Here is a 21,722-nt window from a genome sequence, read left to right as displayed (position 1 = left end):
GCGTGGCGGAATTCAGCCGAAGAATTTCTGCCAGGCGAGCAGGCTCCAGGTCAGGCCGGCGGCCACCAGCGCCAGCATCACCGCTGCCGAACCGATGTCCTTGGCCCGCCCCGACAACTCGTGATGCTCGGTGCCGATGCGGTCCACCACGCTCTCGATGGCACTGTTGATCAGCTCCACGGTGAGCACCAGCAGGCAGCTGCCCACCAGCAGGATCCACTCCACCGGCCCCGAGCCGACCCACCAGGCCAGCGGCAGCAGCACCACGCACAGGGCCAGCTCCTGCCGAAACGCCGTCTCGTGGCGAAAGGCGAACTTGAGCCCCTTGATCGAATAGCCCGTGGCATCGAAGAGGTGCCGCCATCCGGTACGTGCTGGTTTCATCGTCTCGCTATCCTTACTTGCGGGTAGACGTCAATGCGCCTCGATCATGCGCTCCAGGTCCTGGGACAAGGGGTCCAGCACCTGGGCCCAGTTGAGCCAGGGCGTGGATGCGGTGCCGTTGACCAGCACCGTGAACACGCCCCAGCGCCCCGACCGGGTGCGAAAATAGCCGCTCACGGCACGAACGGCGTAGGGCTGGTTGAGCGTGCCGGTCTTGAGCATGATGTGGTCCTGGAACAGCGGCGAGCCACGGCGAATGAAGCGGGCAACGCCGTTGGCCGGCGACTGGAAGCTGGCGACGAAGCTGGGAAACAGCGACGAGCGATGGAACATGCTCTCCAGCAGCACATTGGCACCCTGTGCCGAGGTGCGGTTCTCGGTGGTCAGGCCGCTGCCACTGAGCATGATCACCGGGCCGTGATCGGGCAGCCCGGCCACGTAGTCCTGGATCGCTTCTCCTGCCTGGAGCAGGGTCGCCCGCGGCGTATCGACCAGATTGAGTGCCAGCACGTCGGCCATGAAGTTGTTGGAGTAATTCATGACGTGCAGCAGCAACTCCTGCAGCGTCTTGCCTTCCACCTGCGCCAGGCTGCGGGCGGATGCAGGCGGCGGTTCGATGCTGGTGGCGTAACCAGCGCCGATGGCGATTCCGGCTTGCTCGAGCATGGCCGTGAGGGTGCGTGCCGTCTGGCGAGCGGGGTCGCCGCTGGCACGGTAGACGTCGCGAGGCGCGGCATCGAGCGAGATGTGGCCGCTCAGCAGCATGACATCCCCCTCCTCGCGGGTGACGCGTTCGGCGCTGAACTCGGTGCCGCCATTGGGCGGCCGCGTCTCGATGCGATTGTCGATGCCCACGATCAGCGACTGGCTGTCGCAGCTGGTGACTCGGGCCGGCTCGCCCGCCGCCGCACCCGGCGCCACGTTGACGCACCAGTTGCCATGGTTGACCCCGGCCGACGATAGCAGCGCGCTGTAGCTGTTGGCCACGCGCGACCGCGCCTCGCAGCGGTCGGTGGTGATGCATTCCACCGGGCCGAAGCGCCACTGGCTGACTACCAGGCGCCCTTCGACTTCGCGCACTCCGGCCTGGTGCAGCCGCTGGGCCAGGCGCCACAGATCCTCGCTGGCAAGCGCAGGGTCGCCACCACCATCGAGTATCAGGTCACCGCGCAATATGCCGTTGGCGTCGAGGTCGGCAGTGCTGACCAGTCGCGTGGTAAAGCGGTGCTGCGGCCCCCAGCGGTCGAGGGCCGCCGCCGCCAGGTAGGCCTTGGACACCGAGGCCGGTGACAATTGACGCTCTGGCTCGATGGCGCCCAGTACCACGCCGGAACGCCCCCCATCGCCCAGCAACCGGGCCTCGGCGCTGATGCGAAAGCCGCTCTCGAGCATTTTTCCCAGCGCGGGGAAGCCCTCTGCCGAGGCTGCCAGGGGCAGCCACAATCCACAAAACAGGGCCAGGCAACGCAGCCTGGCGACGGCCATCGTTAGCATCTCGGTCAAACCCATCCTTCGCCCATGGAGGCTGGCTCAATGAGCGGAAACGCGTGAAAACAACTGGATCACCACCACTCCGATGACGATCAGGCCGATGCCCAGCACCGCCGGCAGGTCGGGCCGTTGGCCATACACCAGCGCCCCGACCAGGGCCACCAGCACGATACCCAGGCCGGCCCAGATTGCATAGGCGATGCCGACTGGGATGGTGCGCAGCACCAGCGACAGCATGAAGAAAGCGATCACGTAGCCGACCACCACCACCAGGCTCGGGCCGGGGCGGGTGAAGCCGTCGGTGGCCTTGAGCGCACTGGTCGCGACGACTTCTGCCACGATCGCCAGCGCCAGGTAGATGAATGCCATCAGCCAGCCTCCTCTGACCCGCCGGGGACGAGCTGCGGCGCATGCGGCAGGTCTGCGACCAGGCGCCAGAGTGACTGACCGCTGAGGTGGTACTTCCGTTCAAAGGGCGTCAGGTATCGCTCGCCGGGGACGAAGGCTTCCACCGCGGCGGCAACGCCGGTGACCCGCTCCAGCGCCAGGGCGAACTCCTCCACGTAGAGCCGCCAGTTGGAGCGCAGCTCCAGCCGGCCGCCAAGGGCCAGAATCACGGGCAGCACCGGGTGGCCGTGCCAGCGCTGCTTGAGGTGCGTCGACTTGGGGTAGGGGTTGGGATAGAGCAGGTAGTGCCGTACCGGCTGCCAGCCGGCGGCCAGCGCCAGGCGCCAGAAATCGACCAGGTCGGCACGCACGAGCAGGGCGTTGTCGCCCACTTCGCCATGCTCCCGCGAGAGCCGGTCGGCACTTCGATCCACGCCGATGACCCGATGGTCATCGAAGCATGCCGCCAACTGTCGCGTCGAGAGCCCCACGCCGCAGCCGGCATCGAGAATCAGCGGGCGCCGCCCATCGTCGCGCTCGTACCAGGCACGGGCGCGCTCGAACGCCTCACGGGTATGGGCGGCCACGGGCTTGCGCAAGGGGTGGCGCAGGGCGCGCTCGACCCTTCGTGCAACGTCCTTGTGCGGGCCGAGCTGATTGGTGGCGATGACGCGGGAGGTGGCAAGCATTGCGGAATCGGTTCGGTAGCTGACGAACTGGCCATTCTAGCAGCCATGGCGCACCAGGCGAGGAGCAAAAAAAAGGCGCATCCAAAGACAGGATGCGCCCACATACCCACTCGTATGACTCAAACAGCAACGGCAGCATAGCGCTTCCATCACGCAATTTCAAACGTTTGTTTTATCCTTGCCGACCAGAACTTGCGCCGCACGCCCATGACGACGTCCCGAGGCGGGTGATATGATCGTCTCCCTTATATCTACATTACCGACTCGCACGAACAGCACAACGAGGAAAGCGGCTTGTCACACTTACCGGTGATCGTCGGCATGGGCGGCGTCAACGCCGCCGGTCGTACCTCAGGCCATCAAGCATTTCGTCGCACCGTGATCGACGCCCTTCCCGAAGCCGAGCAACACGCGCTGCTGCTCGGCCTGGCCGCCCTGATGGGCCTGGGCAGTTGCCGGGAAGGCGCCTGGTACGATGCCGCCGGAAATCCCATTGCCGCCAGCCGGCTGGCCGAGAATTGCCGCGACCAGGTGCTCGATCACACCCTGATCCGGCGCATCGAGGACCCCCGCTTCAACGACGACGGGCTACCGGCCAATCGTCGCGCCAGCCTGGGCCTGGGCTCGGAACTGACGTTCAGCATTCGCCGCCGCCAGCTGCCCGAGCGGCTGCCGCCGACCTGGCAGGTTCGTGAACTGGACCGTCACACCCTGGAAGTCACGGTGCCCCCGGGCGAACTCGACGTGCTGCTGCCGGAGACCCGGCCTGCCCAGGTGCGCGCCGCCGGCCAGCTGCCCAGCGGCTTCGATCCCAGCCGCTACTATCGCAGCGTGCACCATCCCCGCGGCCTGTCGATGTCGATTTTCGCCGCCAGCGACTGCCTGTCGAGCAGCGGCCTGGAGTGGGAGACCCTGCGTGATCGGCTCGACCCCGACGACATCGCCGTCTATGCCGGCAACTCCATCGGCCAGCTCGATGACGAGGGCTGGGGCGGGCTGCTCAAGAGCTTCGTCTCGGGCAATCGTGCCACCTCCAAGCAGATGCCGCTGGGCTACGGGCAGATGCCCGCCGATTTCCTCAACGCCTACGTACTCGGCAGCGTCGGCGGTACCGGGGCCGTGCTCGGCGCCTGCGCCAGCTTTCTCTATAACCTGCGCCTGGGCGTCGAGGACATCCGCAGCGGCCAGCGCCGTGCGGTCATGGTGGGCACCTCCGACGCCCCGGTAACGCCCGAGATCATCGAGGGCTTCCGCGCCATGGGCGCGCTGGCCGACGACGAGAGCCTCAAGGCGCTGGATGCCCTGGAGCTGCTCACCGATGCCGACTACCAGCGCGCCTGCCGCCCCTTCGCGCGCAATTGCGGCTTCACCATCGCCGAGGCCAGCCAGTTCGTGCTGCTGCTCGACGACGCCCTGGCACTGGAGCTCGGCGCCGAGATCCTCGGCAGCGTGCCGGGCGTGTTCGTCAACGCCGACGGCTGGAAGCGCTCCATCTCCGCCCCCGGCATCGGCAACTACATCACCTTGGGCAAGGCAACGGCCCTGGTACGCGACATGCTGGGTGAGGAGTCGCTGCGCGAACGCACCTTCCTGCATGCCCACGGCACCAGCACGCCCAAGAACCGGGTGACGGAATCGCACGTCTTCGACCTGGTCGCCCAGGCTCATGGCATCGAGCACTGGCCGGTCGTGGCGGTGAAGGCCTTCGTCGGCCACTCCCAGGGCAGCGCCGCTGGCGACCAGCTGACCAGCGCCTTGGGCAGCTTCGCCCATGGCCTGCTGCCGGGTATTCCCACCCTCAATGACGTGGCCGACGACGTCTACGCCGAGCGGCTGAGCTTCTCGAGCACGCCGGTTCCTTTCGCTGCCGATGCCGCCTTCATCAATGCCAAGGGCTTCGGCGGCAACAACGCCACCGGCGTGGTGCTCTCACCCACCGTGACCGAGCGCCTGCTGGTGAAACGCCATGGCGAAGCGGCCATTGCGGCCTGGCGTGAGCGACGCGAAGCCACTCGCCAGGCCAGCCAGGCCTATCTGGCCCAGGCCGACGGAGGCCACTACCAGGCACGCTACCGCTTCGGCGAAGGCGTACTGGAAGGACCGGAACTCGACGTCAATGCCACCAGCATCTCCATCCCCGGCTATGCACGCCCGGTATCGCTGACGGTGGACAACCCCTTCGGCAAGTTGGAAGACTGATACGCTGCCCGGCTGGCGTTGTCGCCTCGGCCGTGGACGGTTACCCTGAGCCCTCTTGAGCTGTGCAATGAGCGGAGCGCCATGAAAATCGCGGTCTACCCGGGCACCTTCGACCCCATCACCCACGGCCACTATGACCTGATCGAGCGCGCCTCCCTGCTGTTCGACAAGGTGGTGGTCGCCATCTCGGCCAGCCCCGGCAAGAATCCGGCGCTGGATCTCGACACGCGCATCGCCCTGGCCCGCGAGGTCTCGGCCGGGCTCGACAACGTCGAGGTGATCGGCTTCTCGGGGCTGCTCACCGACATGATGGCCGAGCAGCAGGCCCATATCATCCTGCGCGGCCTGCGCGCGGTTTCCGATTTCGAATACGAGCTGCAGCTGGCCAACATGTACCGCGCCCAGGCACCCGAACTCGAAAGCGTGTTTCTTACTCCGGCCGTAGAGAATTCCTACATCTCCTCGACCATCGTGCGCGAGATCGCCAAGCTCGGCGGCGATGTGTCGCGCCTGGTGCATCCCAGGGTCGCCGAAACGCTGCGCAAGCATTACAATACCTGACCGTATTACTCGGTAATTCCCGAGCCGCTTTATCCAGGGCACGGCCGGACGCGGCCTGCCCGATCGCGAGGTAGCCCCATGGCCCTGATGATCACCGACGAGTGCATCAACTGCGACGTCTGCGAACCCGAGTGCCCCAACGACGCCATCTCGGCAGGCGAGGAGATCTACATCATCGATCCCAGCCGCTGCACCGAGTGCGTCGGCCATTACGACGAGCCGCAGTGCCAACAGGTGTGCCCGGTCGACTGCATTCCGCTCGACCCCGAGCGCCGCGAGAGCCGCGACGAGTTGATGGCCAAGTACCACCTGATCACCGCCGCCTGAAGCGGTTGTAATAATGGCCCGGCAACCCAAGCCCCGCTCATGCGGGGCTTGGCATTCATGCGCCTGTCAGCGTTCTTCCGGCCGGGGACGCGAATTGATCGAGGTACACCCCAGGCAACGGCGGAACGTCGCCTCTGCCGGCGTCTTGACCAGGGTTTCGGCGGCAGCATCGACGTTGCCGCCCATCGCCGAGAACGGTAGCGAGACGACGAACAGCGCCGTACCGCCGAGCGTGGCCACCAGCAGCAGCGGCCGGGCAATCAGGGCGTCGGCAACCATCGCCCCTCCGCTCGGCCGCGCCTCCATGCGTTGCTCCTGGGCTTGAGCCTGCATGGCGTCGAGCATCAATACCATTGCCATGCACATGGCCATCGCCACTCTCGTCGCCACTCTTTTCGCCATTCCCAGCGTCACACTTTCCAGATGTTTCATCTCACCCCCTCCTGGCACCCTTAGCCTGAGTATCGCCCCCACGATACTCCCCTGCCGCCCCTGAATCCCATAGTCGATCGGTCTTCACGTCGTGGCATGCCCCGGTTGCGTCAAACCGCCTCACCCGCCATGCTGCTCGATTCGTCAATCATAGGGACAAGACGTGGCCACCCCGCTAGCCGAGACACCTGCCGCCGCCCGCCGGCGCATCTGGACCCTGGCCTGGCCGATCATTCTTTCCAATATCACCGTGCCGCTGCTGGGACTGGTGGATACCGCCGTGGTCGGCCACCTGCCGGATTCGCGCTATCTGGCCGGGGTGACGCTGGGCGCCACCCTGTTCAGCTTCCTCTACTGGGGCTTCGGCTTTTTGCGCATGGGCACCACCGGCCTGACCTCCCAGGCGGTGGGCCGCGAGAGCGACAGCGAAGTGCGCAACCTGCTGGGCCAGTCGCTGCTGCTGGCCATGGGCATCGGGGCGCTGCTGATCCTGTTTTCCAACCCACTGATAGCCACGGGACTGTGGCTGCTCGACGGCAGCGAGGTCGCCACCGCTCTGGCGGCCGAATATGCCCAGATCCGCATCCTTTCGGCACCGGCGGTGCTGGCCAACTACGCCATCCTCGGCTGGTTCCTGGGCCAGCAGAATTCACGTGTGACGCTGGCCATTCTGGTGCTGACCAACAGCGTCAACATCGCGCTGGACTTGCTGTTCGTGGTCGGCCTCGGCATGACCAGCGACGGCGTGGCCTGGGCCACGGTGATTGCCGACTATACTGCGCTGGCCTTCGGCGCCTGGCTGGTCGCCCGGCAGTTGAAGCTTCTGCAGGGCCGCTTCCTGCGTGAGCGGCTATTCCGGCTCGCCGCCTACGGCGAGCTGTTCCAGGTCAATGCCAATCTCTTCCTGCGCACGCTGGGGCTGTTGTTCGCCATGGCGTTCTTCACCTCACGCGGGGCGGCCCAGGGCGATACCGTGCTGGCCGCCAATGCCGTGCTGATGCAGTTCATCATGCTGACCAGCTATGCCCTGGACGGCTTCGCCCACGCCGCAGAAGCCACCACCGGTCGCGCAGTGGGCAAGCGACGCTGGGACGAATTCGGCACTGCCGTGCGCGCCGCCGCCGGGTTCTCGCTGGTCACGGCCGGTGCCGCGGCGCTCTCCTTCGCCCTGGGCGGCCACTATCTCATCGCCCTGTTGACCAGCCTGCCGGAGGTACGGGAAACGGCCGGCGAGTACCTGCCATGGATGGTGGTCATGCCGTTGATTGCAGTCTGGAGCTATTTACTTGATGGTGTCTTCATCGGCGCTACCGCGACCCGCGAGATGCGCAACAGTATCTTCGGCGCCCTGGCCGCCTACCTGCCTATATGGTGGCTGGCACGGGAGTTCGCTTCACCCGGTCACGAGAACCATGCCCTGTGGCTGGCATTCCTCGCCTTTGCCGTGGTGCGGTCGCTGGTGCTGGCCGGCTACTATTGGCACCATCGAGGCACCCATTGGTGCCACCGGATGGGCGACGAAACGACGCCACGGATTCCCGATCGTTCTTGCTGAACCCGCAATGGCCCGTTTTTATTAGGGCAAGCTGATGACTTTGCGCTATTTTTCTCAGACGCACTCCAGACAATCAGAAGAAGCGACACCGCCATGCTAAAAACGCTGTCCAGGCCCGCCGTCAAGCTGGTCGAACGCTATCTGCCGGATCCCTTCATCTTCGTGCTGCTGCTGACGATCATCGCCGCAGCTGCCGCTATCGGCGTGGAGCGCCAGACGCCTCTGGCCGTGATGCGCTTCTGGGGCGATGGCTTCTGGAACCTGCTGACCTTTTCCATGCAGATGCTGCTGATCCTGGTGACCGGCTTCATGCTGGCCAGCTCGCCGCCGGTCAAGCGCCTGTTGCAACGGCTCGCCAGCCTGGCCCAGAACGCCGGGCATGCCATCCTGCTGGTAACCTTGGTCTCGCTAGCGGCCAGCTGGATCAACTGGGGCTTCGGCCTGGTAGTGGGTGCGCTGTTCGCCAAGGAGCTGGCCCGGCTGGTGCGGGTCGACTATCGCCTGCTGGTGGCCAGTGCCTACTCCGGCTTCGTGGTCTGGCACGGGGGCCTGGCCGGCTCCATTCCGCTGACCATCGCCACCGAGGGCCACTTCACCGCCGACCAAATCGGTGTCATCGGCACCGGCTCGACCATCTTCGCCTTCTTCAACCTGGCGCTGGTGGTGTGCCTGTTCGTCGCCATCCCGCTGGTCAACCGGGCCATGCTCCCCGACGACAAGGACAGCGTCTACATCGATTCCAAGCTGCTCGATGATGGTTCCGCCACGCGGGTGCGTATCACTCGACCGGCCGAGCGCCTGGAGAACAGCATCACCCTGGCCTGGCTGGTCGGCATCCCCGGGGTGATCTTCCTGCTCGACCACTTCGTGCTGCGCGGCGGCGGCCTGAATCTCAATATCGTCAACTTCATGTTCCTGTTCCTGGCCATCGTGCTGCATCGCACCCCGCGCAGCCTGCTGGAAAGCCTCAACGAGGCGATCAAGGGCGGCGCCGGCATCGTCATCCAGTTCCCCTTCTATGCCGGGATCATGGCCATCATGGTGCAGTCGGGGTTGGCGGAAACCATGTCCGAGGGATTGATTTCCTTCGCCACCGAGACCTCGCTGCCGTTCTGGTCGTTCATCAGCGCCGGTATCGTCAACCTGTTCGTGCCCTCCGGCGGCGGGCAGTGGGCGGTGCAGGCACCGGTCATGCTGCCGGCAGCCGAAGCGCTCGGCGTGGACGTCTCGCGCGTGGCCATGGCCGTGGCCTGGGGCGATGCCTGGACCAACCTGCTGCAGCCATTCTGGGCCCTGCCGGTACTCGCCATCGCCGGCTTGAAAGCGAAGGACATCATGGGCTACTGCCTGATCCAGCTGGTCATCACCGGGGTGATCATCTCGGTGGGGCTGACCTGGTTCTGAGCACGGCCCTACTCGTTGAGCGGCCCCGGCAAGTGTCGGGGCCGTCGCCTCCTTCGACGCCACGAGCCATATGCATCATTTCATTGAAGCCATCGACACGATTGCACTGCTCATCGAGGTACTCGGGGTCGCCATCATCGTCGGCGGCTTCGCCATTACCTCCTGGCGGTTCCTGCACCATCGTATGTTTCACGAGCAGCGGGCCTTCATGCACTACCGCCACGGCATCGCCCGTTCGCTCATCCTGGGGTTGGATTTCCTGATCGCCGGCGACGTGATCAAGACGGTCATCATCGCCAATACCAGCCAGCAGGTCGCCACCCTGGGCATCATCGTGCTGATCCGCGCCTTTCTCGGCTTCACCCTGCATGTCGAGGTGGAAGGGCACTGGCCGTGGCAGGACAGTCGCTACAAGGATGCAGGCGGCTCCCAGCGTGACAAGAACGAATGAAGACGCATCGAGCCGCTAGCCCCAACCTCGGCTAAGCCATCGCCGACCGTACCGGTGCGCGCCCCATGCGCGCACTCCACCCCAGGGTTCCCAGGAACAGCGCAAGGCCGAGAAAATCCAGCGCCAGTTGCCCGTGGGGCCATAGCATCAGCGCACCGATGGGGAACATCGCCAGGCGCAGCCACCACGGCAGCTCGTGCTCCAGGAAGCCCTCGAGGCCGGCGATGATGGCGTAGATGCCGAACAGGGCGAAGGCGAACACCGTGGCCATCTCCAGGGGCGTGCCGCCGATCAGCGGCGACCAGACGAACAGCAGCGGGATGATGTAGAGCCCCTTGGCGATCTTCCAGGCGGTGAAGCCGGTACGCATCGGCGGCGTCCTGGCGATGGCCGCCGCGGCGAAGGCGGTGAGGCATACCGGCGGGGTGACGTTGGAGTCCTGGGAGAGCCAGAAGATCACCATATGGGCGGCCACCAGCAGCATGGCCAGGCTATGCGACGACAGGGCCTGCTCGTAGAGCTGGCTGCGGAAGTCGTCCGGCACCAGGGTCAGCAGCTCGCGGGCGCTGGCGGCGTCCATGGGGGCGTTCAGGGCCTCCAGGCTCTCCGGCGCGGCGAGCATGAAGATCGCCCGGGCCTGCTCGGGCAGCTCGCCGGCCATCAGCAGATCCACCAGTTCACCATGAGCCATCAGGCCGTAGAGGGCCGGTGCCGAGAGCGTGCCCAGCACGATATAGGCAGCGGTGACCGGCAGCCCCATGCCCAGCACCAGCGAGGCGATGGCGATCAGCACCAGGGTGATCAACAGGCTGCCGCCGGCCCAGTCGGTGATCATCAGCGAGAAGGTGTTGCCGATGCCGGTGGTGGAGACCACGTTGACGATCAGGCCCACGGTGAGCAGCAGGATCGCCGTGGTGACCATGTTGCGGGTGCCCAGCACCAGGGCCTCCAGCACCACCTTCGGCGTCATGGGCTGCTTCGACAGCCAGGAGGCTGCCACCACCGAGAGGATGGCGATACCCGCGGCATAGGTGGGGGTGAAGCCGTGGATCAGCGATGCCACCAGCACCACCAGCGGCAGCAGGAAGTGCCAGCCGCCCTTGAGCACCTCGAGAAGCCGCGGTGCCTCCTCGGTCTCGACGTGCTGAGTGTTGCTGCGCTTGGCCTCGATACGCACGAACATCGCCACCGAGAGGAAGTAGAGCAGCGCCGGCAAGGCCGCCACGCCGATGATGGTGAGGTAGGAGACCTGGGTATAGGAGGCCATGATGAAGGCCCCGGCCCCCATCACCGGCGGCATCAACTGGCCACCGGTGGAGGCGGCCGCCTCGACGCCGGCGGCGAAACGCGGCGGGAAGCCGGCCTTGCGCATCAGCGGGATGGTAATCACCCCCGTGGAGACGGTGTTGGCCACGCTGGAGCCCGATACCGAGCCCATCAGCCCCGAGGAGAACACCGCCACGAAGCCGGGGCCGCCAATGAAACGCCCGGCCGCACAGCGGGCCAGCTCGATGATGAAGTCGCCGGCGCCGGAGCGCACCAGGAAGGCGCCGAACAGGATGAACATGAATACATAGGACCAGGAGATACGGGCGATGGAGCCCAGCATGCCGTCGCCGCCCAGGTAGCTGCGGTAGAGCACCGTCTCCCAGGTCAGGCCGGGGAAGCCGAACACGCCGCTCACATGGCGGCCCCACCAGGCCACATAGGTCAGCGCCACCAGGCACAGCAGCGGGATGAACCAGCCGGTGGTGCGGCGGGCGAACTCCAGCACCAGGGCCAGGGCGACGATGGAGACGACCCAGTCGGCGGTGGAGAAGCGCACGCCGCGGGCGTAGAGGGCGTCCTCGAAGCCGATCAGGTAGAAGGCGCAGCCCAACGCGGCAAGGCCGAGCAGTATGTCGACCGCCAGCACCAGCCGCGCCCCGTCGGCGGAGCGCGCCTTGAGCATCGGCACCGAAAGGGCGCAGAGCAGCCCGAACATGCCGAAGTGCAGGGCGCTGACCCACACCTCGGAGAGGGTACCCAGGGTGTTGAAGTAGAGATGCGACAGGGCGACGACGGTGGCCAGGGCGAACAGCACCCGGCCGAGCCAGGGGTGGTCGAGGCGCTCGGGCGCCTCGCTGGCGGCCTCGTCGCGAACCTCGGGGATAGGCGTTGCGTTCATGGGCATTCTCACGGAGCTGGCGTGGATGGGAAGGCGTTGCCGGTGGCCTGGTTCGGGACTTTGCCGGGCGCAGGCCCCGAAGTGTCGGACCATCGAGGAGGCGCTGTGGACCCTTCCTTGGGCGCTACTTTTTCCTTCCCTGGAAAAAGACCTCCTCTTCGGCCTGCCCCCGGCGCCCCTCACCGGGAATGGCTCGGCAGCAGGCTCTGGCAAGGTTTGGAAAGGCGTGCTTAGCTCTCCAGCAGATGCTCGGGAATTTCCAGCCCCTGCTCCTGGAAGTAGCGGGCCGCGCCGGGGTGCAGCGGCATGGGCAGGCCATCCAGCGCCTTCTCCAGCGACATGTCGCGGGTCGCAGGGTGGATGTTGTTGAGGAACGGCAGGTTTTCGAACATTGCCTTGGTGATCTGGTAGACGTGCTCCTCCGGTACGTCGGCGTTGACCACCAGGATGTTGGGCTGAGCGATGGTGTGCACCGCCTCGTCCTGGCCCGGGTAGGTGCCGGCGGGGATCTCGAAGGCAGACCAGACCGGGTACTCGCCGTTGATCCGCTCGAGCTGTTCTTGCGTGACGTTAAGGATGGAAATATCGCTGCCCATGTTGGCGAAGGCGCTGGTCACCGCCGAGGCGGGCACCCCGGCGGGAACGTTCATGCCGTCGATGTTGCCGTTCTGCATGGAGTCGGCGCTGGGGCCGTAGCCCAGGTAGGCCAGGTTCATCTGCTCCGGGTCTATCTCCAGGCCGGCAAGAATCTGCCGACCCGAGCCCTCGGTGCCGGAGTTGCGCGCGCCGATGGAGAAGCCGCGACCGTAGAGGTGGGCCAGGTCATCGATGGTGCCGGTCTCGACCCGGTCGCTGCGCATCACGAAGTGCTCGACGTTCTGCCACAGCATGGAGACGGAGCGGACGTTGTCGTAGGCCTTGGGGACCGGGCCTTCGCCATTCCAGGCCCAGGCGCCGTAGAGGGCCTGGAGGATGCCGAACTGGGCCTCGTCGTCGTCCATCAGGCGCAGGTTCTCAGCGGAACCGGCAGAACTGATGGCCGAGACGGAGAGACCGTGGGTCGGTTCGAGCTTGACCCGCACCAGGGTGGAGAGGGCCACGCCCACCGGGTAGTAGGTGCCGCCAGTGGTAGCGGTGCCCATGATGTATTGACCACCCTCACTGCCATTCTCCTGGGCAGCGAGGCCGGTGGCTGTGATGCCGAGCAGGCCGGCGGTGGCGAGACACAGTGCAGACTTGAGGAACTGGCGCTTGTGCATGGAGCTTCTCCTATCGATGGGAGCCTGTTGTGGTTATGCCCCATGTCGATAGCGAGAAGCCTGCCAGCTGAGATAGATCGCTTGTTGCATCAATGAATTGCATGGCGTTCAGTCAGGCCGGCCATCCGCCTTACCATTGCCATCGGCAAGAACTTGCCGATGGCAATGGCCCGCACCGGCAAGTTCTTGCCGATGCGGGCCGTCACGCCGGTGTCGGCGGTTCGACTCCGCCGGTGAAGGCCTCGCGACGCAGCCCATGCTTCTGCATCTTCTGGTTGAGGGTGCGGCGCGGCAGCTCCAGCTCTTCCAGTACCGCCTGGATGTTGCCGCCATGACGGCTCAGTGCCTCCCGCAGCAGCGCCGCCTCGAAGGCCGCCAGCTGCGCCGCCAGGGAGCCCTCCTCCGGCGCGGCGTCCGCGGCGAGCCACGGCAGCTCCAGTCCGAGGATGAAACGGGTCGCCGCATTGCGCAGTTCGCGCAGGTTGCCCGGCCACGGGTGGCGCCCCAGGGCAGCCAGGAGCTCGCCCTCCGGCTCCTGTGGCGGACGCTGGTGCACCTCGGCGGCCTGATGGCAAAAATGCTGGAACAGCAGCGGGATGTCCTCACGACGTTCTCGCAGCGGGGGGATGGTCAGCTCGGCGATGGCCAGTCGGTAGTAGAGGTCCTCGCGGAAGCCTCCCTCCGCGGCCAGGGCCAGCAGGTCGACCTTGGTGGCCGCCACCACCCGCAGATCGACCCCGAGCACGGCATTGCTGCCCAGCCGGGTGATCTCGCCCTCCTGCAGGGCGCGCAGCAGCTTGACCTGGGCCGTCAGCGGCAGCGACTCCACCTCGTCGAGAAACAGGGTGCCGCCACTGGCGTGTTCCAGCTTGCCGATGCGCCGTTCGCTGGCACCGGTGAAGGCGCCCTTCTCGTGGCCGAACAGCTCCGACTCGATCAGCTCCGAGGCGATGGCACCGCAATTGAGGGCGACGAAGGGGCCGCTCGCCCCGCCGGCCTCGTGCAGGCAGCGCGCCACCACCTCCTTGCCGCTGCCGGTCTCACCCAGCACCAGCACATTGGCGCGGGTGGTCGCCAGGTTGACGAGCTGTTGGCGCAGGCGAACCATGCACGGGGCCTGGCCAAGAAGCCGCGCTGCTAGCCCCCCCTCACGCAGCGCCTGGCGCAGCCGACGGTTCTCCAGCGCCAGGCGGCGGCTCTCCAGGCCGCGGCGCACGCTCTCCTCCAGGCGCTCGGGCTCGAAGGGTTTCTCGACGAAGTCCCAGGCCCCGGCCTGCATCGCCTCCACCGCCATGGGCACGTCGCCATGCCCGGTGATCAACACCACCGGAGGCGGAGCCTCGAGGGCCTGCATGGCTCGCAGCAGGGCCAAGCCATCGAGGCCCGGCATCTTGACGTCGCTGACCAGCACGCCGCAGGCATCGCCGGCCTGCAGCGCCTCCAGGGCCGCCTGGCCGCGGGCGAAGCTGCGCACCGCCAGCTCGGATATCTCCAGCCACTGGCTCAGGGACTCCCGCACGTCCGGGTCGTCGTCGACCAGCCAGATCGGCAGGGTATCGGGGCACACATCATGGTTCATCCTGACTCTCCCGAATCGAACAAGAGGGCGCGAGACCCGTCGTCAGGTCCCGGGGCAGCTCGACACGGAACCAGGCGCCTCCCGATGGGCGATTGCCGGCATGGATGCGCCCGCCGAGGTCCTGGACGATGCCGTAGCTGATGAACAGGCCCAGCCCCAGGCCGTCCCCGACCGCCTTGGTGGTGAAGAACGGATCGAAGAGCTGCTCCAGCAGCGCTTCGGGGATGCCTGCGCCGTTGTCGGCCACCGTCACCACCAGGCGCTCGGCCTCGGCTTCGACGGCGACCTCCAGCCACGGCTCGGACACCCCGCGCAGGGCGTCCAGGGCGTTGCGCAGCAGGTTGGTCAGCAGTTGCTCGACACGTATCTCGTCGCCCAGTACCCACAGCCCCGCCTGTGTATCATCCACGCGGCGCTGGGGCTGCACTCCCTGCTCGCGACAGCGCTCCGCCAGCAGTTCGAGAACGAAATCGAGCCGCGCCTCCAGGTCCACCGGCTCCCGCGCCCCGCCCTTGCGGGCAAACAGCTTGAGCTGGCGAATCAGGCTGCCGAGCCGCTCGCAGAGGGCTTGGATACGCTGGAAATTGTCATTGGCCACCTCCGGGCGCCCCCGGCCCAGCAGTCGCTGGCCATTGGCCGCATAGGTGCGGATCCCCGAGAGAGGCTGGTTGAGTTCATGGGCGATGCCGGCAGCCATGGTGCCCAAGGCTGCCAGCTTGCCGGCCTGCACCAGTTCCGCCTGGGCCTCCTGCAGCTCGCGGGTGCGCTCCACCACTCGCGCCTCCAACCGTTCGTTGGCCTCGCGTACGATCGCTGCCTCCCTATCCCGCAGCCGCTGGCGCTTCTGCCGCTCGCGTAACCACAGCGCCAGCAGCAGCAGCGCCAGCCACACCGCCACGCCCGCCATCAAGGCATTGCGGGCACTGGCATAGAGCGGCCGTACCGGCACCAGGTAGTGCATCGTCCAGCCCAGGGTCTCCAGGTCCAGGGTATTGTCGATCAGGCGCTCGCCGTGCCCTGCCTCTCCAGCCAGCAGCGAACCGTCCCGTAGGCGCCGTCCCAACGGCTCGAGGGGCTCGTTCATGAATTGTCGCTGCCGACGAATCTCCTCGCGGGCCTGGGGCGTCAGCTCTCCCAGGCGGCGATAGCGCCATTCGGGTCGGCTGGAGAGAATCACTACGCCGTTGGCATCGGTAAGCAGCACCTTCTCGCCGGCCCGGCGCCAGTCCGCCTGCAGCGCCTCTAGCGAGACCTTGGCCACCAGGACGCCCCGGACCTCTTCTGTATCGCCAGGCCCTACGGCGGCGGAGACGAAGTAGCCAGGACGCCCCGTGGTGCTGCCCACGGCGAAGAACTCTCCCTTCCCCGTGGCCATGGCTTCGTAGAAATAGGGGCGGAAGCGATAGTCATGACCGACGAAGCTATCGGCCTCGGCATGGTTGCTGCTGGCCAGGGTCCGGCCTTCGGCGTCCAGCAGGAAGATCACCTCGGCACCGGAGCGCTCGGCCACCAGCGCCAGGAAATCATTGACCTGGGGTACGAGGATACCGGTGGGGTCGAGCAGTGCCGCCTGTATCTGGGGCTGGTGGGCGAGCAGCCCCGGCAGGTAGCTGGAACGCTCGAGGGCTCCTTGGAGGCTGCTGCCGTAGAGCGACAGCCGGTTGTCGGCATGGCGACGCGCCTCCGCCTCCGACTGGGCATACTGCCAATGCCACAGCCACCAGAGGCTGGCCAGCGCCACCCCGGCCAGGCACAGGGTCAACAAGCGCCGCTGCCAGTTCAAGGCAGCGGCTCCGGGCATGGCGGCCACATGGGATCTCCTCCTCTCCGGTCGGCGGCATCGGTTGGGGTGTCCGGAATGACACGATCATACCACCCACGCGTCCGGCCGCTGTGACGCAAGCATGCAACGAGACGAGCCACTGCCTGCACCCTTCCCGTGGTGAAGACGTTATGCTGTGGGAAAATCCGACAATGGGAACGCCTCGATGGACGAACATGCCCTACCCGGCCAGCATGAATTGATCATGACCGTGCTGATGACCCCCGACATGGCCAACTTCAGCGGCAAGGTGCACGGTGGCGCCATTCTCAAGAAGCTCGACGAGGTGGCCTACGCCTGCGCCAGCCGCTACTCAGGCCACTACGTGGTGACGCTGTCGGTCGACCAGGTGCTGTTCAAGCAGCCGATCCACGTCGGCGAGCTGGTCACCTTCCTGGCCTGCGTCAATCACGTGGGGCGTTCCTCGATGGAGATCGGCATCAAGGTGGTGGCCGAGAACATCCAGCAAAAGCTCATCCGCCACACCAATAGCTGCTACCTGACCATGGTGGCAGTGGACGCCGACGGCAAGCCGGCACGGATACCCCCGCTAAAGCTGGAGACACCGCTGCAGAAGCTGCGTTTCGAGAAGGCGGCGCTGCGCAAGAAGCTGCGCAAGCAGGCCGAAGAAGCCGAGCGCCGTACCCAGGCTGAGCACGGCGCAGAATAGTCACGGCGAGGCGTAAAGGTGTGTGTTGCAGAGCAGCAACGGGAAAGCGAAAAGCATGCGCCGCTCGCCTGCCGAAGGATACGACCGTCAACCGCAGCCGATGTCGGTCACGGTGTCGCTGTCGTCGATATGAACGTTGATCCGGTCGCCCCGGTACTCCATGGTGTAGGAATGCCCCGGGCGGATGACCCGCAGCGTGGCGGCGCCGCTTTCCCGGCGTATCGACTCGCCCAGCGCCTCGTCGTAACGGCGGCCGATGCGATCCTGCACGCGCTGTGCACCGCAGGCATCTTCTCCCTCGCTGACCTGAGGCGGTTTGGGAGCAGGGTCATGTGGAACGTTGCTGGAATTCGCCATGGGGGCACAACCTGTCAGTAATGTCAGGCCGACCGATATCAGGCACAACCTCAAAGGGCTTACCATGCGTAAGGTCTCGCTGCAGTGAGAAGGACAAGAGAAGGACAAGAGAAGGCTGCGCGCAGGCAGCACGCGGGGCGACTGCCAGGTCTCCCGCATGCTGCCAAGCCCGACCACACGGATTAGCTGGCGGCGTCCTGCACGTGCTGACCGCCACGCTCGACGTCCTCACCTGCGCCTTGCATGGTATTGCAGCCCGCCAAGGCACCAGCGGTCATCAGCAGAGCAAAACTCAGGGCAATCGCTTTCTTCATGGTCATATCTCCTTGAAACACTATCGGGGAAATCCATTCCTTGCCGTGAAGCAATGGCCTTATCCAGCGTAACAGCCCTTTGCCGCTTTGCATAACCGCTAATATGACGACGACTGGCGCTGGATTGCCTCGCCCCCCTGCTCGATGTCCTCGCCCATGCCGCGCATGGTATTGCAGCCGCTGAGCAGTGACAGCGCCATGAGCGCCGCCAACAATACCGCTACCGTTCGCTTCATGTTGCTCTCCTCGTTTGCGTCCAGGCTCACTCTCTCACTTTAGCTGCTGTCGATTCGCTTCGCTTGTTTCTCACGCTTCCCGTCGGCCTGTGTCATGATGGATGACACCGTCACCGTGAGGGAGAGGGAAGATGTCGTCAGTACTGCTGGATGAGCGCTTGGTCAGGGACAGCTACCCGGTAACGGAGCTACCGCTGTGCCAACTGCGCCTGATGGACGATACCCGCTTCCCCTGGCTGATCCTGATCCCTCGGCGTGCCGATGTCAGCGAGGTGTTCGACCTGGACGAGGCCGACCGGCAACAGCTATGGCGAGAGGCCAGTGAGCTGGGGCGCATGCTCAAGGCCCTGACCCAAGCCGACAAGATCAACGTGGCCAACCTGGGCAATGTGGTCGCCCAGCTGCATGTCCATGTCGTTGCCCGCCGGCGTGGCGATGACGCCTGGCCGGGGCCGGTGTGGGGGCACGGGAAGCCGCAGCCCTACGACCTCAACGACCTTGCCAGCATGCGCGACCATCTGTTGGCACGGCTGGACGGGTTGAAGCAGCGGCTCTGAGGTTTCGCTCAGTTGCCGAACGGATGCCCGCTAGGCGGTGACGAACGCTCTACAGGGCCGCCAGTACGAGGGGGCGGCTCCCCCAGCAGGGGCGTCGAGGTGGGCTGGGTCGCACCGGTGATGGTGAGCGAGATACCCAGCGTCATGATGGCAAGTCCGCCGCCCAGGGCAGCCCAACTCAACAGGCGGCCCACCCGCTGCATGCCGCTCTGCTTCGCCAGCCGCCGCTCGGCCCAGCCACGTGCAATCACGCTGGCCAACGCCAGCCCGGAGACGGTCAGTGCCGTACCCAACGCCATGACCATGACCGCCGCCACACCGACCGCGAACTGGCCCAGCAGGGTGGCCGCGCCCAACAGCAGCACACCGCCGCTGCAGGGGCGAATACCGATGGCGACTACCGTGGCCAGCGCAGTGCGCCAGTCGGCAGCCTGACTCGGATCGACGTGGTGATGACCGCCGCAACAGGCAGGGTCGTGCGAGTGGCCGTGATCGTGATGATGGTGGCCATGCGGGTCATGGTCATGTGCGTGCGCCGGCCCACTGGCCGGATGCCGCAGTTGGCGAATCGCCCGCAGACAGAGCCAGCCCCCCAGCAGCGTCACCATCAGGAAGCTGGCCTGTTCGACCCAGGCGACACTCCCCATCGCCTGGCGGGTTACCCAGCCCAGGCCGTGCACCAGCACCACCACCAGGCCGATGGCCACCAGCCCCTGCAGCAGCGAGGCGGCGAAGGAGAGTACCAGCGCCCTGCGCACCGCCCCCCCCTGCGAGAGCAGGTAGGTCGTCAGCACCGCCTTGCCATGCCCGGGCCCGGCGGCATGAAAGACACCATAGCCGAAGCTGACGCCCAGCAGCGCCGCCCAGGCACCCGGCGTGGGCGTGCCGGAGAATTCGGTGATGGCCATGGTAAGGGCACGGTGGAAGTCGCGTTGCCAGGCCACCAGTTGAAAGCTCAACGCTTGCAGCCCACCCTGGCTGAAGAAGTACAGCACCAGCGCGACAGCCGCCAGCAGACCGAGCCCGACCCACCATGCCCTGGCAGGCGTCCTTGCCACCACTCTGGCCATCACTCGCATGTCACCACCCCGGTCTCGGCAAAATGACGCCCCAGGCCGGGCTCGGCTTCATCATTGATGTCGAGCATGGCGGCTTCCGCCACTAGTTCGGGATCGGGATCGGCGGGCAGGATGCGAGTGGTGCAACTCAGCTCACCGCCGACCGTCAGCGCCTCTTCCGGCGGCGTGTCGCCCTCCGCCTCGTGGACGACTTCCAGGTAGTAGGTCGGGTCGAAGACCTGATACTCCAGCGTCTGCTCGCCCAGCGCCTGCGGCTCCTCGAGCGGCAGCAGAAAGACGAACTCCACCCGGCCGTTGCGCTCCATCACGGTGTATTCGGTCACGTCGCCAAGGCTCAGCTCGTCATCACCCATGCGCACTTCGGTAAAGAAATCGAATGGCGCGAGGTTGCCACGAATCTCTCCTCCCAGCCGATCGAGGCCCGCTTCCAGCCCTCCTTCGGTCCGGCTCAGCTCCTCGATGAGAACCAGGCTGTAGAAGGGGTCCATGCGCCAGGCCTGGTGCAGGGCTTCGAGGTGTCCCGCCTCGTCGACGACCAAGCGCACACGGATGTCGATCCAGCCGTGGGGATGGGCCAGAGCCAGCCCGGGCATCCAGGCCAGGATCAGTAGTAGTGGCGTCAGCCAGGCGCGTCTCGCCCCGGCGCTGGAAAAATGAAGGAAGCGATTCATGTCGCGAATAGACTCTCATGGATGAGAACGAACGAAACCATCAAGGCGCCAGCCCCAGCCGGCGCTGCAGCTCGGCCAGCAGCGGGTCGAGCAGGTGTGGCGGTAACGGCCTGTCGCCCCGGGTAGCCGTCAGGGAAGCTCGGGCGCCCTGCCCCTCGGAAGTGACCGTGGCCCTGACCCGATAGCCCGGCCAGCGCGCGAGCACCGCCTCGACGCGCCCCAGCCCGGCATCGGCGTGGCGGATCACGTAGCCCTCCTCCATCAGCAGGCCGACGACTTCCCGCAGGGTCGCCTCAGGTGCCGCCGCGAGTGCCAGCTCACGCGGCTCCGGCGCCTGCTGCGCCGTGGCACAGCCCGACAGCACGACGAGCAGCAGCGCAATGACAAGACCACGCATCAGGGCTCCTCCCTCGCTGGGGCGGCTTGCATGGCCTGGCGCAGCGAACCGCAGAAGGCAGTATCGCTGCCACTTCGCGTTTCGCGCAGCTCGCCTCGCCAGTCGATCACCTGAATATCGCGACTGACCCGTACCCAGCCCGGGTCCGCGACCACCGAGACGCGTTCGAGCTGAGTGGCATCCTGGGTAATGCTGCCGCCGGCACCGCCGAAGCCGATCATCACGCCGGTGGATACGCCACGGCCACCGCCCAGGCCGAAGCCACCGAAGAAACCGGTCCGCTCCCAGCTATCGTAGCGATCGCCATAGCCCGGAATGGTCCGGGTCCGCTCGGCGCTGATCACCCCGAGTGCCAGCTCGGTATCGCGCACCACGAAGTCATCCGCCTCCAGCGCATCGAGGGCGCGGCGTACCCACTCGCGCGGCTCGATGCCATCGGCCTCCCAGCGGCACTCGGCTGCAGGCCGCGGTTCTGCAGAGGGCAGTACCGTCGGCGTCGCCTGGCAGCCGGCCAGCAAGGCCAGGCCGGACATCATCCACCACAGGCGCATGGAGGTTCTCCTGTTCGTCATTGGGACGCAGTCTACGCCGCCCGGCCCACCGTGCAAGGACGTCACTGACGCCTTGAGAGTCCCGGCAAGCCCAAGGGTTCCCGAGCGGCCGGTATTTGCGCGCGATGCGAGCGCGCATCGCCTGGACAACAGCGACCGAGGCCGACCCCTCATGCACACAGT

24 protein-coding genes are annotated in these 21,722 nt (G+C 66.2%); 8 read left to right on the top strand and 16 right to left on the bottom strand.

Features of this window, described 5'->3' with window-relative positions:
* Positions 1-12: 12 nt before the first annotated feature.
* Genes ACUY1T_RS15950 through trmB form a run of 4 tightly spaced genes read right to left on the bottom strand, consistent with a single transcriptional unit; the run spans position 13 to position 2,951 of the window.
* Positions 13-384, bottom strand: a complete 372-nt coding sequence (locus ACUY1T_RS15950) for a diacylglycerol kinase (RefSeq protein WP_446024458.1) — start codon at positions 382-384, stop codon at positions 13-15.
* 30 nt (positions 385-414) lie between these two features.
* Positions 415-1,878: a D-alanyl-D-alanine carboxypeptidase/D-alanyl-D-alanine endopeptidase gene (dacB, locus tag ACUY1T_RS15945; RefSeq protein ID WP_446024456.1), complete on the bottom strand. Its 1,464-nt coding sequence runs from the start codon at positions 1,876-1,878 to the stop codon at positions 415-417.
* A gap of 36 nt (positions 1,879-1,914) precedes the next feature.
* Positions 1,915-2,247 carry a DMT family transporter gene (locus ACUY1T_RS15940; protein ID WP_446024676.1) on the bottom strand — a complete coding sequence of 111 codons (333 nt, stop codon included), beginning with the start codon at positions 2,245-2,247 and terminating at the stop codon, positions 1,915-1,917.
* Complete coding sequence (gene trmB / locus ACUY1T_RS15935; protein WP_446024454.1) at positions 2,244-2,951, bottom strand: tRNA (guanine(46)-N(7))-methyltransferase TrmB; 708 nt, start codon at positions 2,949-2,951, stop codon at positions 2,244-2,246. The genes ACUY1T_RS15940 and trmB overlap by 4 nt, the downstream gene beginning before the upstream one ends.
* A 321-nt stretch (positions 2,952-3,272) precedes the next feature.
* Here trmB and ACUY1T_RS15930 point away from each other — a divergent pair, with 321 nt between their 5' ends.
* The 3 genes from ACUY1T_RS15930 to ACUY1T_RS15920 all read left to right on the top strand — a co-directional run bounded on the left by ACUY1T_RS15930 (position 3,273) and on the right by ACUY1T_RS15920 (position 6,038).
* Positions 3,273-5,150 (top strand): beta-ketoacyl synthase, encoded by a 1,878-nt coding sequence (locus ACUY1T_RS15930; RefSeq protein WP_446024675.1) that lies wholly within the window; start codon positions 3,273-3,275, stop codon positions 5,148-5,150.
* A gap of 81 nt (positions 5,151-5,231) precedes the next feature.
* Positions 5,232-5,711 (top strand): pantetheine-phosphate adenylyltransferase, encoded by a 480-nt coding sequence (gene coaD, locus ACUY1T_RS15925; RefSeq protein ID WP_411796352.1) that lies wholly within the window; start codon positions 5,232-5,234, stop codon positions 5,709-5,711.
* Positions 5,712-5,789: 78 nt separating this feature from the next.
* Complete coding sequence (locus ACUY1T_RS15920; protein ID WP_446024452.1) at positions 5,790-6,038, top strand: YfhL family 4Fe-4S dicluster ferredoxin; 249 nt, start codon at positions 5,790-5,792, stop codon at positions 6,036-6,038.
* Between the two features lie 66 nt (positions 6,039-6,104).
* Here the strand turns inward: ACUY1T_RS15920 and ACUY1T_RS15915 are convergent, their stop codons facing one another.
* Positions 6,105-6,470, bottom strand: a complete 366-nt coding sequence (locus tag ACUY1T_RS15915; protein ID WP_446024450.1) for a hypothetical protein — start codon at positions 6,468-6,470, stop codon at positions 6,105-6,107.
* A gap of 163 nt (positions 6,471-6,633) precedes the next feature.
* On the opposite strand from ACUY1T_RS15915, the gene ACUY1T_RS15910 reads away from it, so the two are divergent.
* The 3 genes from ACUY1T_RS15910 (at position 6,634) to ACUY1T_RS15900 (ending at position 9,880) form a co-directional block, all read left to right on the top strand.
* Positions 6,634-8,025, top strand: a complete 1,392-nt coding sequence (locus ACUY1T_RS15910; protein ID WP_446024448.1) for an MATE family efflux transporter — start codon at positions 6,634-6,636, stop codon at positions 8,023-8,025.
* A 93-nt stretch (positions 8,026-8,118) separates the two neighbouring features.
* A complete protein-coding gene (locus tag ACUY1T_RS15905) occupies positions 8,119-9,429 on the top strand; it encodes a short-chain fatty acid transporter (RefSeq protein WP_446024446.1) in 1,311 nt (436 codons plus the stop codon).
* A 70-nt stretch (positions 9,430-9,499) separates the two neighbouring features.
* Positions 9,500-9,880 (top strand): DUF1622 domain-containing protein, encoded by a 381-nt coding sequence (locus ACUY1T_RS15900; protein WP_446024444.1) that lies wholly within the window; start codon positions 9,500-9,502, stop codon positions 9,878-9,880.
* A gap of 31 nt (positions 9,881-9,911) precedes the next feature.
* Here the strand turns inward: ACUY1T_RS15900 and ACUY1T_RS15895 are convergent, their stop codons facing one another.
* The 4 genes from ACUY1T_RS15895 to ACUY1T_RS15880 form a co-directional block, all read right to left on the bottom strand.
* Positions 9,912-12,047, bottom strand: a complete 2,136-nt coding sequence (locus ACUY1T_RS15895) for a TRAP transporter permease (RefSeq protein WP_446024442.1) — start codon at positions 12,045-12,047, stop codon at positions 9,912-9,914.
* 230 nt (positions 12,048-12,277) lie between these two features.
* Positions 12,278-13,306: a TAXI family TRAP transporter solute-binding subunit gene (locus tag ACUY1T_RS15890; protein WP_446024440.1), complete on the bottom strand. Its 1,029-nt coding sequence runs from the start codon at positions 13,304-13,306 to the stop codon at positions 12,278-12,280.
* Positions 13,307-13,508: 202 nt separating this feature from the next.
* The gene (locus ACUY1T_RS15885) at positions 13,509-14,885 is read right to left on the bottom strand and encodes a sigma-54-dependent transcriptional regulator (protein ID WP_446024438.1); all 1,377 of its coding nucleotides are present in this window, start codon (positions 14,883-14,885) and stop codon (positions 13,509-13,511) included.
* Positions 14,875-16,686, bottom strand: a complete 1,812-nt coding sequence (locus tag ACUY1T_RS15880) for a sensor histidine kinase (RefSeq protein ID WP_446024674.1) — start codon at positions 16,684-16,686, stop codon at positions 14,875-14,877. Before ACUY1T_RS15880 ends, ACUY1T_RS15885 begins: the two co-directional genes overlap by 11 nt.
* Positions 16,687-16,873: 187 nt before the next feature.
* Between ACUY1T_RS15880 and ACUY1T_RS15875 the strand changes: the two genes are divergently transcribed.
* On the top strand, positions 16,874-17,377 hold the full coding sequence (locus ACUY1T_RS15875; protein ID WP_446024436.1) for an acyl-CoA thioesterase: 504 nt from the start codon (positions 16,874-16,876) through the stop codon (positions 17,375-17,377).
* Positions 17,378-17,464: 87 nt separating this feature from the next.
* Here ACUY1T_RS15875 and ACUY1T_RS15870 read toward each other — a convergent pair whose 3' ends face one another.
* From ACUY1T_RS15870 to ACUY1T_RS15860, 3 genes are all read right to left on the bottom strand, one after another.
* The gene (locus ACUY1T_RS15870; protein WP_446024434.1) at positions 17,465-17,734 is read right to left on the bottom strand and encodes an I78 family peptidase inhibitor; all 270 of its coding nucleotides are present in this window, start codon (positions 17,732-17,734) and stop codon (positions 17,465-17,467) included.
* A gap of 182 nt (positions 17,735-17,916) precedes the next feature.
* Positions 17,917-18,048, bottom strand: coding sequence for an entericidin A/B family lipoprotein (locus ACUY1T_RS15865; protein ID WP_446024432.1), 132 nt, complete (start codon positions 18,046-18,048; stop codon positions 17,917-17,919).
* A gap of 98 nt (positions 18,049-18,146) precedes the next feature.
* Positions 18,147-18,284: an entericidin A/B family lipoprotein gene (locus tag ACUY1T_RS15860; protein ID WP_446024430.1), complete on the bottom strand. Its 138-nt coding sequence runs from the start codon at positions 18,282-18,284 to the stop codon at positions 18,147-18,149.
* Between the two features lie 131 nt (positions 18,285-18,415).
* Between ACUY1T_RS15860 and ACUY1T_RS15855 the strand changes: the two genes are divergently transcribed.
* Positions 18,416-18,841 (top strand): HIT domain-containing protein, encoded by a 426-nt coding sequence (locus ACUY1T_RS15855; RefSeq protein ID WP_446024428.1) that lies wholly within the window; start codon positions 18,416-18,418, stop codon positions 18,839-18,841.
* 8 nt (positions 18,842-18,849) lie between these two features.
* On the opposite strand, the gene ACUY1T_RS15850 is transcribed toward ACUY1T_RS15855, so the two are convergent.
* Genes ACUY1T_RS15850 through ACUY1T_RS15835 form a run of 4 tightly spaced genes read right to left on the bottom strand, consistent with a single transcriptional unit; the run spans position 18,850 to position 21,539 of the window.
* Positions 18,850-19,911: a nickel/cobalt transporter gene (locus tag ACUY1T_RS15850; protein ID WP_446024673.1), complete on the bottom strand. Its 1,062-nt coding sequence runs from the start codon at positions 19,909-19,911 to the stop codon at positions 18,850-18,852.
* Entirely contained in the window at positions 19,911-20,591 is a 681-nt protein-coding gene (locus tag ACUY1T_RS15845; RefSeq protein WP_446024426.1) for a DUF1007 family protein, read from the bottom strand. The genes ACUY1T_RS15850 and ACUY1T_RS15845 overlap by 1 nt, the downstream gene beginning before the upstream one ends.
* Positions 20,592-20,631: 40 nt before the next feature.
* Positions 20,632-20,988, bottom strand: a complete 357-nt coding sequence (locus ACUY1T_RS15840; RefSeq protein ID WP_446024424.1) for a hypothetical protein — start codon at positions 20,986-20,988, stop codon at positions 20,632-20,634.
* The gene (locus ACUY1T_RS15835; protein ID WP_446024421.1) at positions 20,988-21,539 is read right to left on the bottom strand and encodes a hypothetical protein; all 552 of its coding nucleotides are present in this window, start codon (positions 21,537-21,539) and stop codon (positions 20,988-20,990) included. The genes ACUY1T_RS15840 and ACUY1T_RS15835 overlap by 1 nt, the downstream gene beginning before the upstream one ends.
* Between the last annotated feature and the right edge of the window lie 183 nt (positions 21,540-21,722).

This window comes from Billgrantia sp. Q4P2, assembly GCF_052806135.1.
Note: the sequence above shows the minus strand (reverse complement) of the source record. Positions and strands in the feature narration are given on the sequence as shown.

Bases quoted from the DNA above. Each gene is read 5' to 3' on its own strand.
- ACUY1T_RS15950 (WP_446024458.1), bottom strand. From the start codon at position 384: ATGAAACCAGCACGTACCGGATGGCGGCACCTCTTCGATGCCACGGGC.
- dacB (WP_446024456.1), bottom strand. From the start codon at position 1,878: ATGCTAACGATGGCCGTCGCCAGGCTGCGTTGCCTGGCCCTGTTTTGT.
- trmB (WP_446024454.1), bottom strand. From the start codon at position 2,951: ATGCTTGCCACCTCCCGCGTCATCGCCACCAATCAGCTCGGCCCGCAC.
- ACUY1T_RS15930 (WP_446024675.1), top strand. From the start codon at position 3,273: ATGGGCGGCGTCAACGCCGCCGGTCGTACCTCAGGCCATCAAGCATTT.
- coaD (WP_411796352.1), top strand. From the start codon at position 5,232: ATGAAAATCGCGGTCTACCCGGGCACCTTCGACCCCATCACCCACGGC.
- ACUY1T_RS15920 (WP_446024452.1), top strand. From the start codon at position 5,790: ATGGCCCTGATGATCACCGACGAGTGCATCAACTGCGACGTCTGCGAA.
- ACUY1T_RS15915 (WP_446024450.1), bottom strand. From the start codon at position 6,470: ATGAAACATCTGGAAAGTGTGACGCTGGGAATGGCGAAAAGAGTGGCG.
- ACUY1T_RS15905 (WP_446024446.1), top strand. From the start codon at position 8,119: ATGCTAAAAACGCTGTCCAGGCCCGCCGTCAAGCTGGTCGAACGCTAT.
- ACUY1T_RS15900 (WP_446024444.1), top strand. From the start codon at position 9,500: ATGCATCATTTCATTGAAGCCATCGACACGATTGCACTGCTCATCGAG.
- ACUY1T_RS15895 (WP_446024442.1), bottom strand. From the start codon at position 12,047: ATGAACGCAACGCCTATCCCCGAGGTTCGCGACGAGGCCGCCAGCGAG.
- ACUY1T_RS15890 (WP_446024440.1), bottom strand. From the start codon at position 13,306: ATGCACAAGCGCCAGTTCCTCAAGTCTGCACTGTGTCTCGCCACCGCC.
- ACUY1T_RS15885 (WP_446024438.1), bottom strand. From the start codon at position 14,885: ATGAACCATGATGTGTGCCCCGATACCCTGCCGATCTGGCTGGTCGAC.
- ACUY1T_RS15880 (WP_446024674.1), bottom strand. From the start codon at position 16,686: ATGCCCGGAGCCGCTGCCTTGAACTGGCAGCGGCGCTTGTTGACCCTG.
- ACUY1T_RS15875 (WP_446024436.1), top strand. From the start codon at position 16,874: ATGGACGAACATGCCCTACCCGGCCAGCATGAATTGATCATGACCGTG.
- ACUY1T_RS15870 (WP_446024434.1), bottom strand. From the start codon at position 17,734: ATGGCGAATTCCAGCAACGTTCCACATGACCCTGCTCCCAAACCGCCT.
- ACUY1T_RS15865 (WP_446024432.1), bottom strand. From the start codon at position 18,048: ATGAAGAAAGCGATTGCCCTGAGTTTTGCTCTGCTGATGACCGCTGGT.
- ACUY1T_RS15860 (WP_446024430.1), bottom strand. From the start codon at position 18,284: ATGAAGCGAACGGTAGCGGTATTGTTGGCGGCGCTCATGGCGCTGTCA.
- ACUY1T_RS15855 (WP_446024428.1), top strand. From the start codon at position 18,416: ATGTCGTCAGTACTGCTGGATGAGCGCTTGGTCAGGGACAGCTACCCG.
- ACUY1T_RS15850 (WP_446024673.1), bottom strand. From the start codon at position 19,911: ATGGCCAGAGTGGTGGCAAGGACGCCTGCCAGGGCATGGTGGGTCGGG.
- ACUY1T_RS15845 (WP_446024426.1), bottom strand. From the start codon at position 20,591: ATGAATCGCTTCCTTCATTTTTCCAGCGCCGGGGCGAGACGCGCCTGG.
- ACUY1T_RS15840 (WP_446024424.1), bottom strand. From the start codon at position 20,988: ATGCGTGGTCTTGTCATTGCGCTGCTGCTCGTCGTGCTGTCGGGCTGT.
- ACUY1T_RS15835 (WP_446024421.1), bottom strand. From the start codon at position 21,539: ATGCGCCTGTGGTGGATGATGTCCGGCCTGGCCTTGCTGGCCGGCTGC.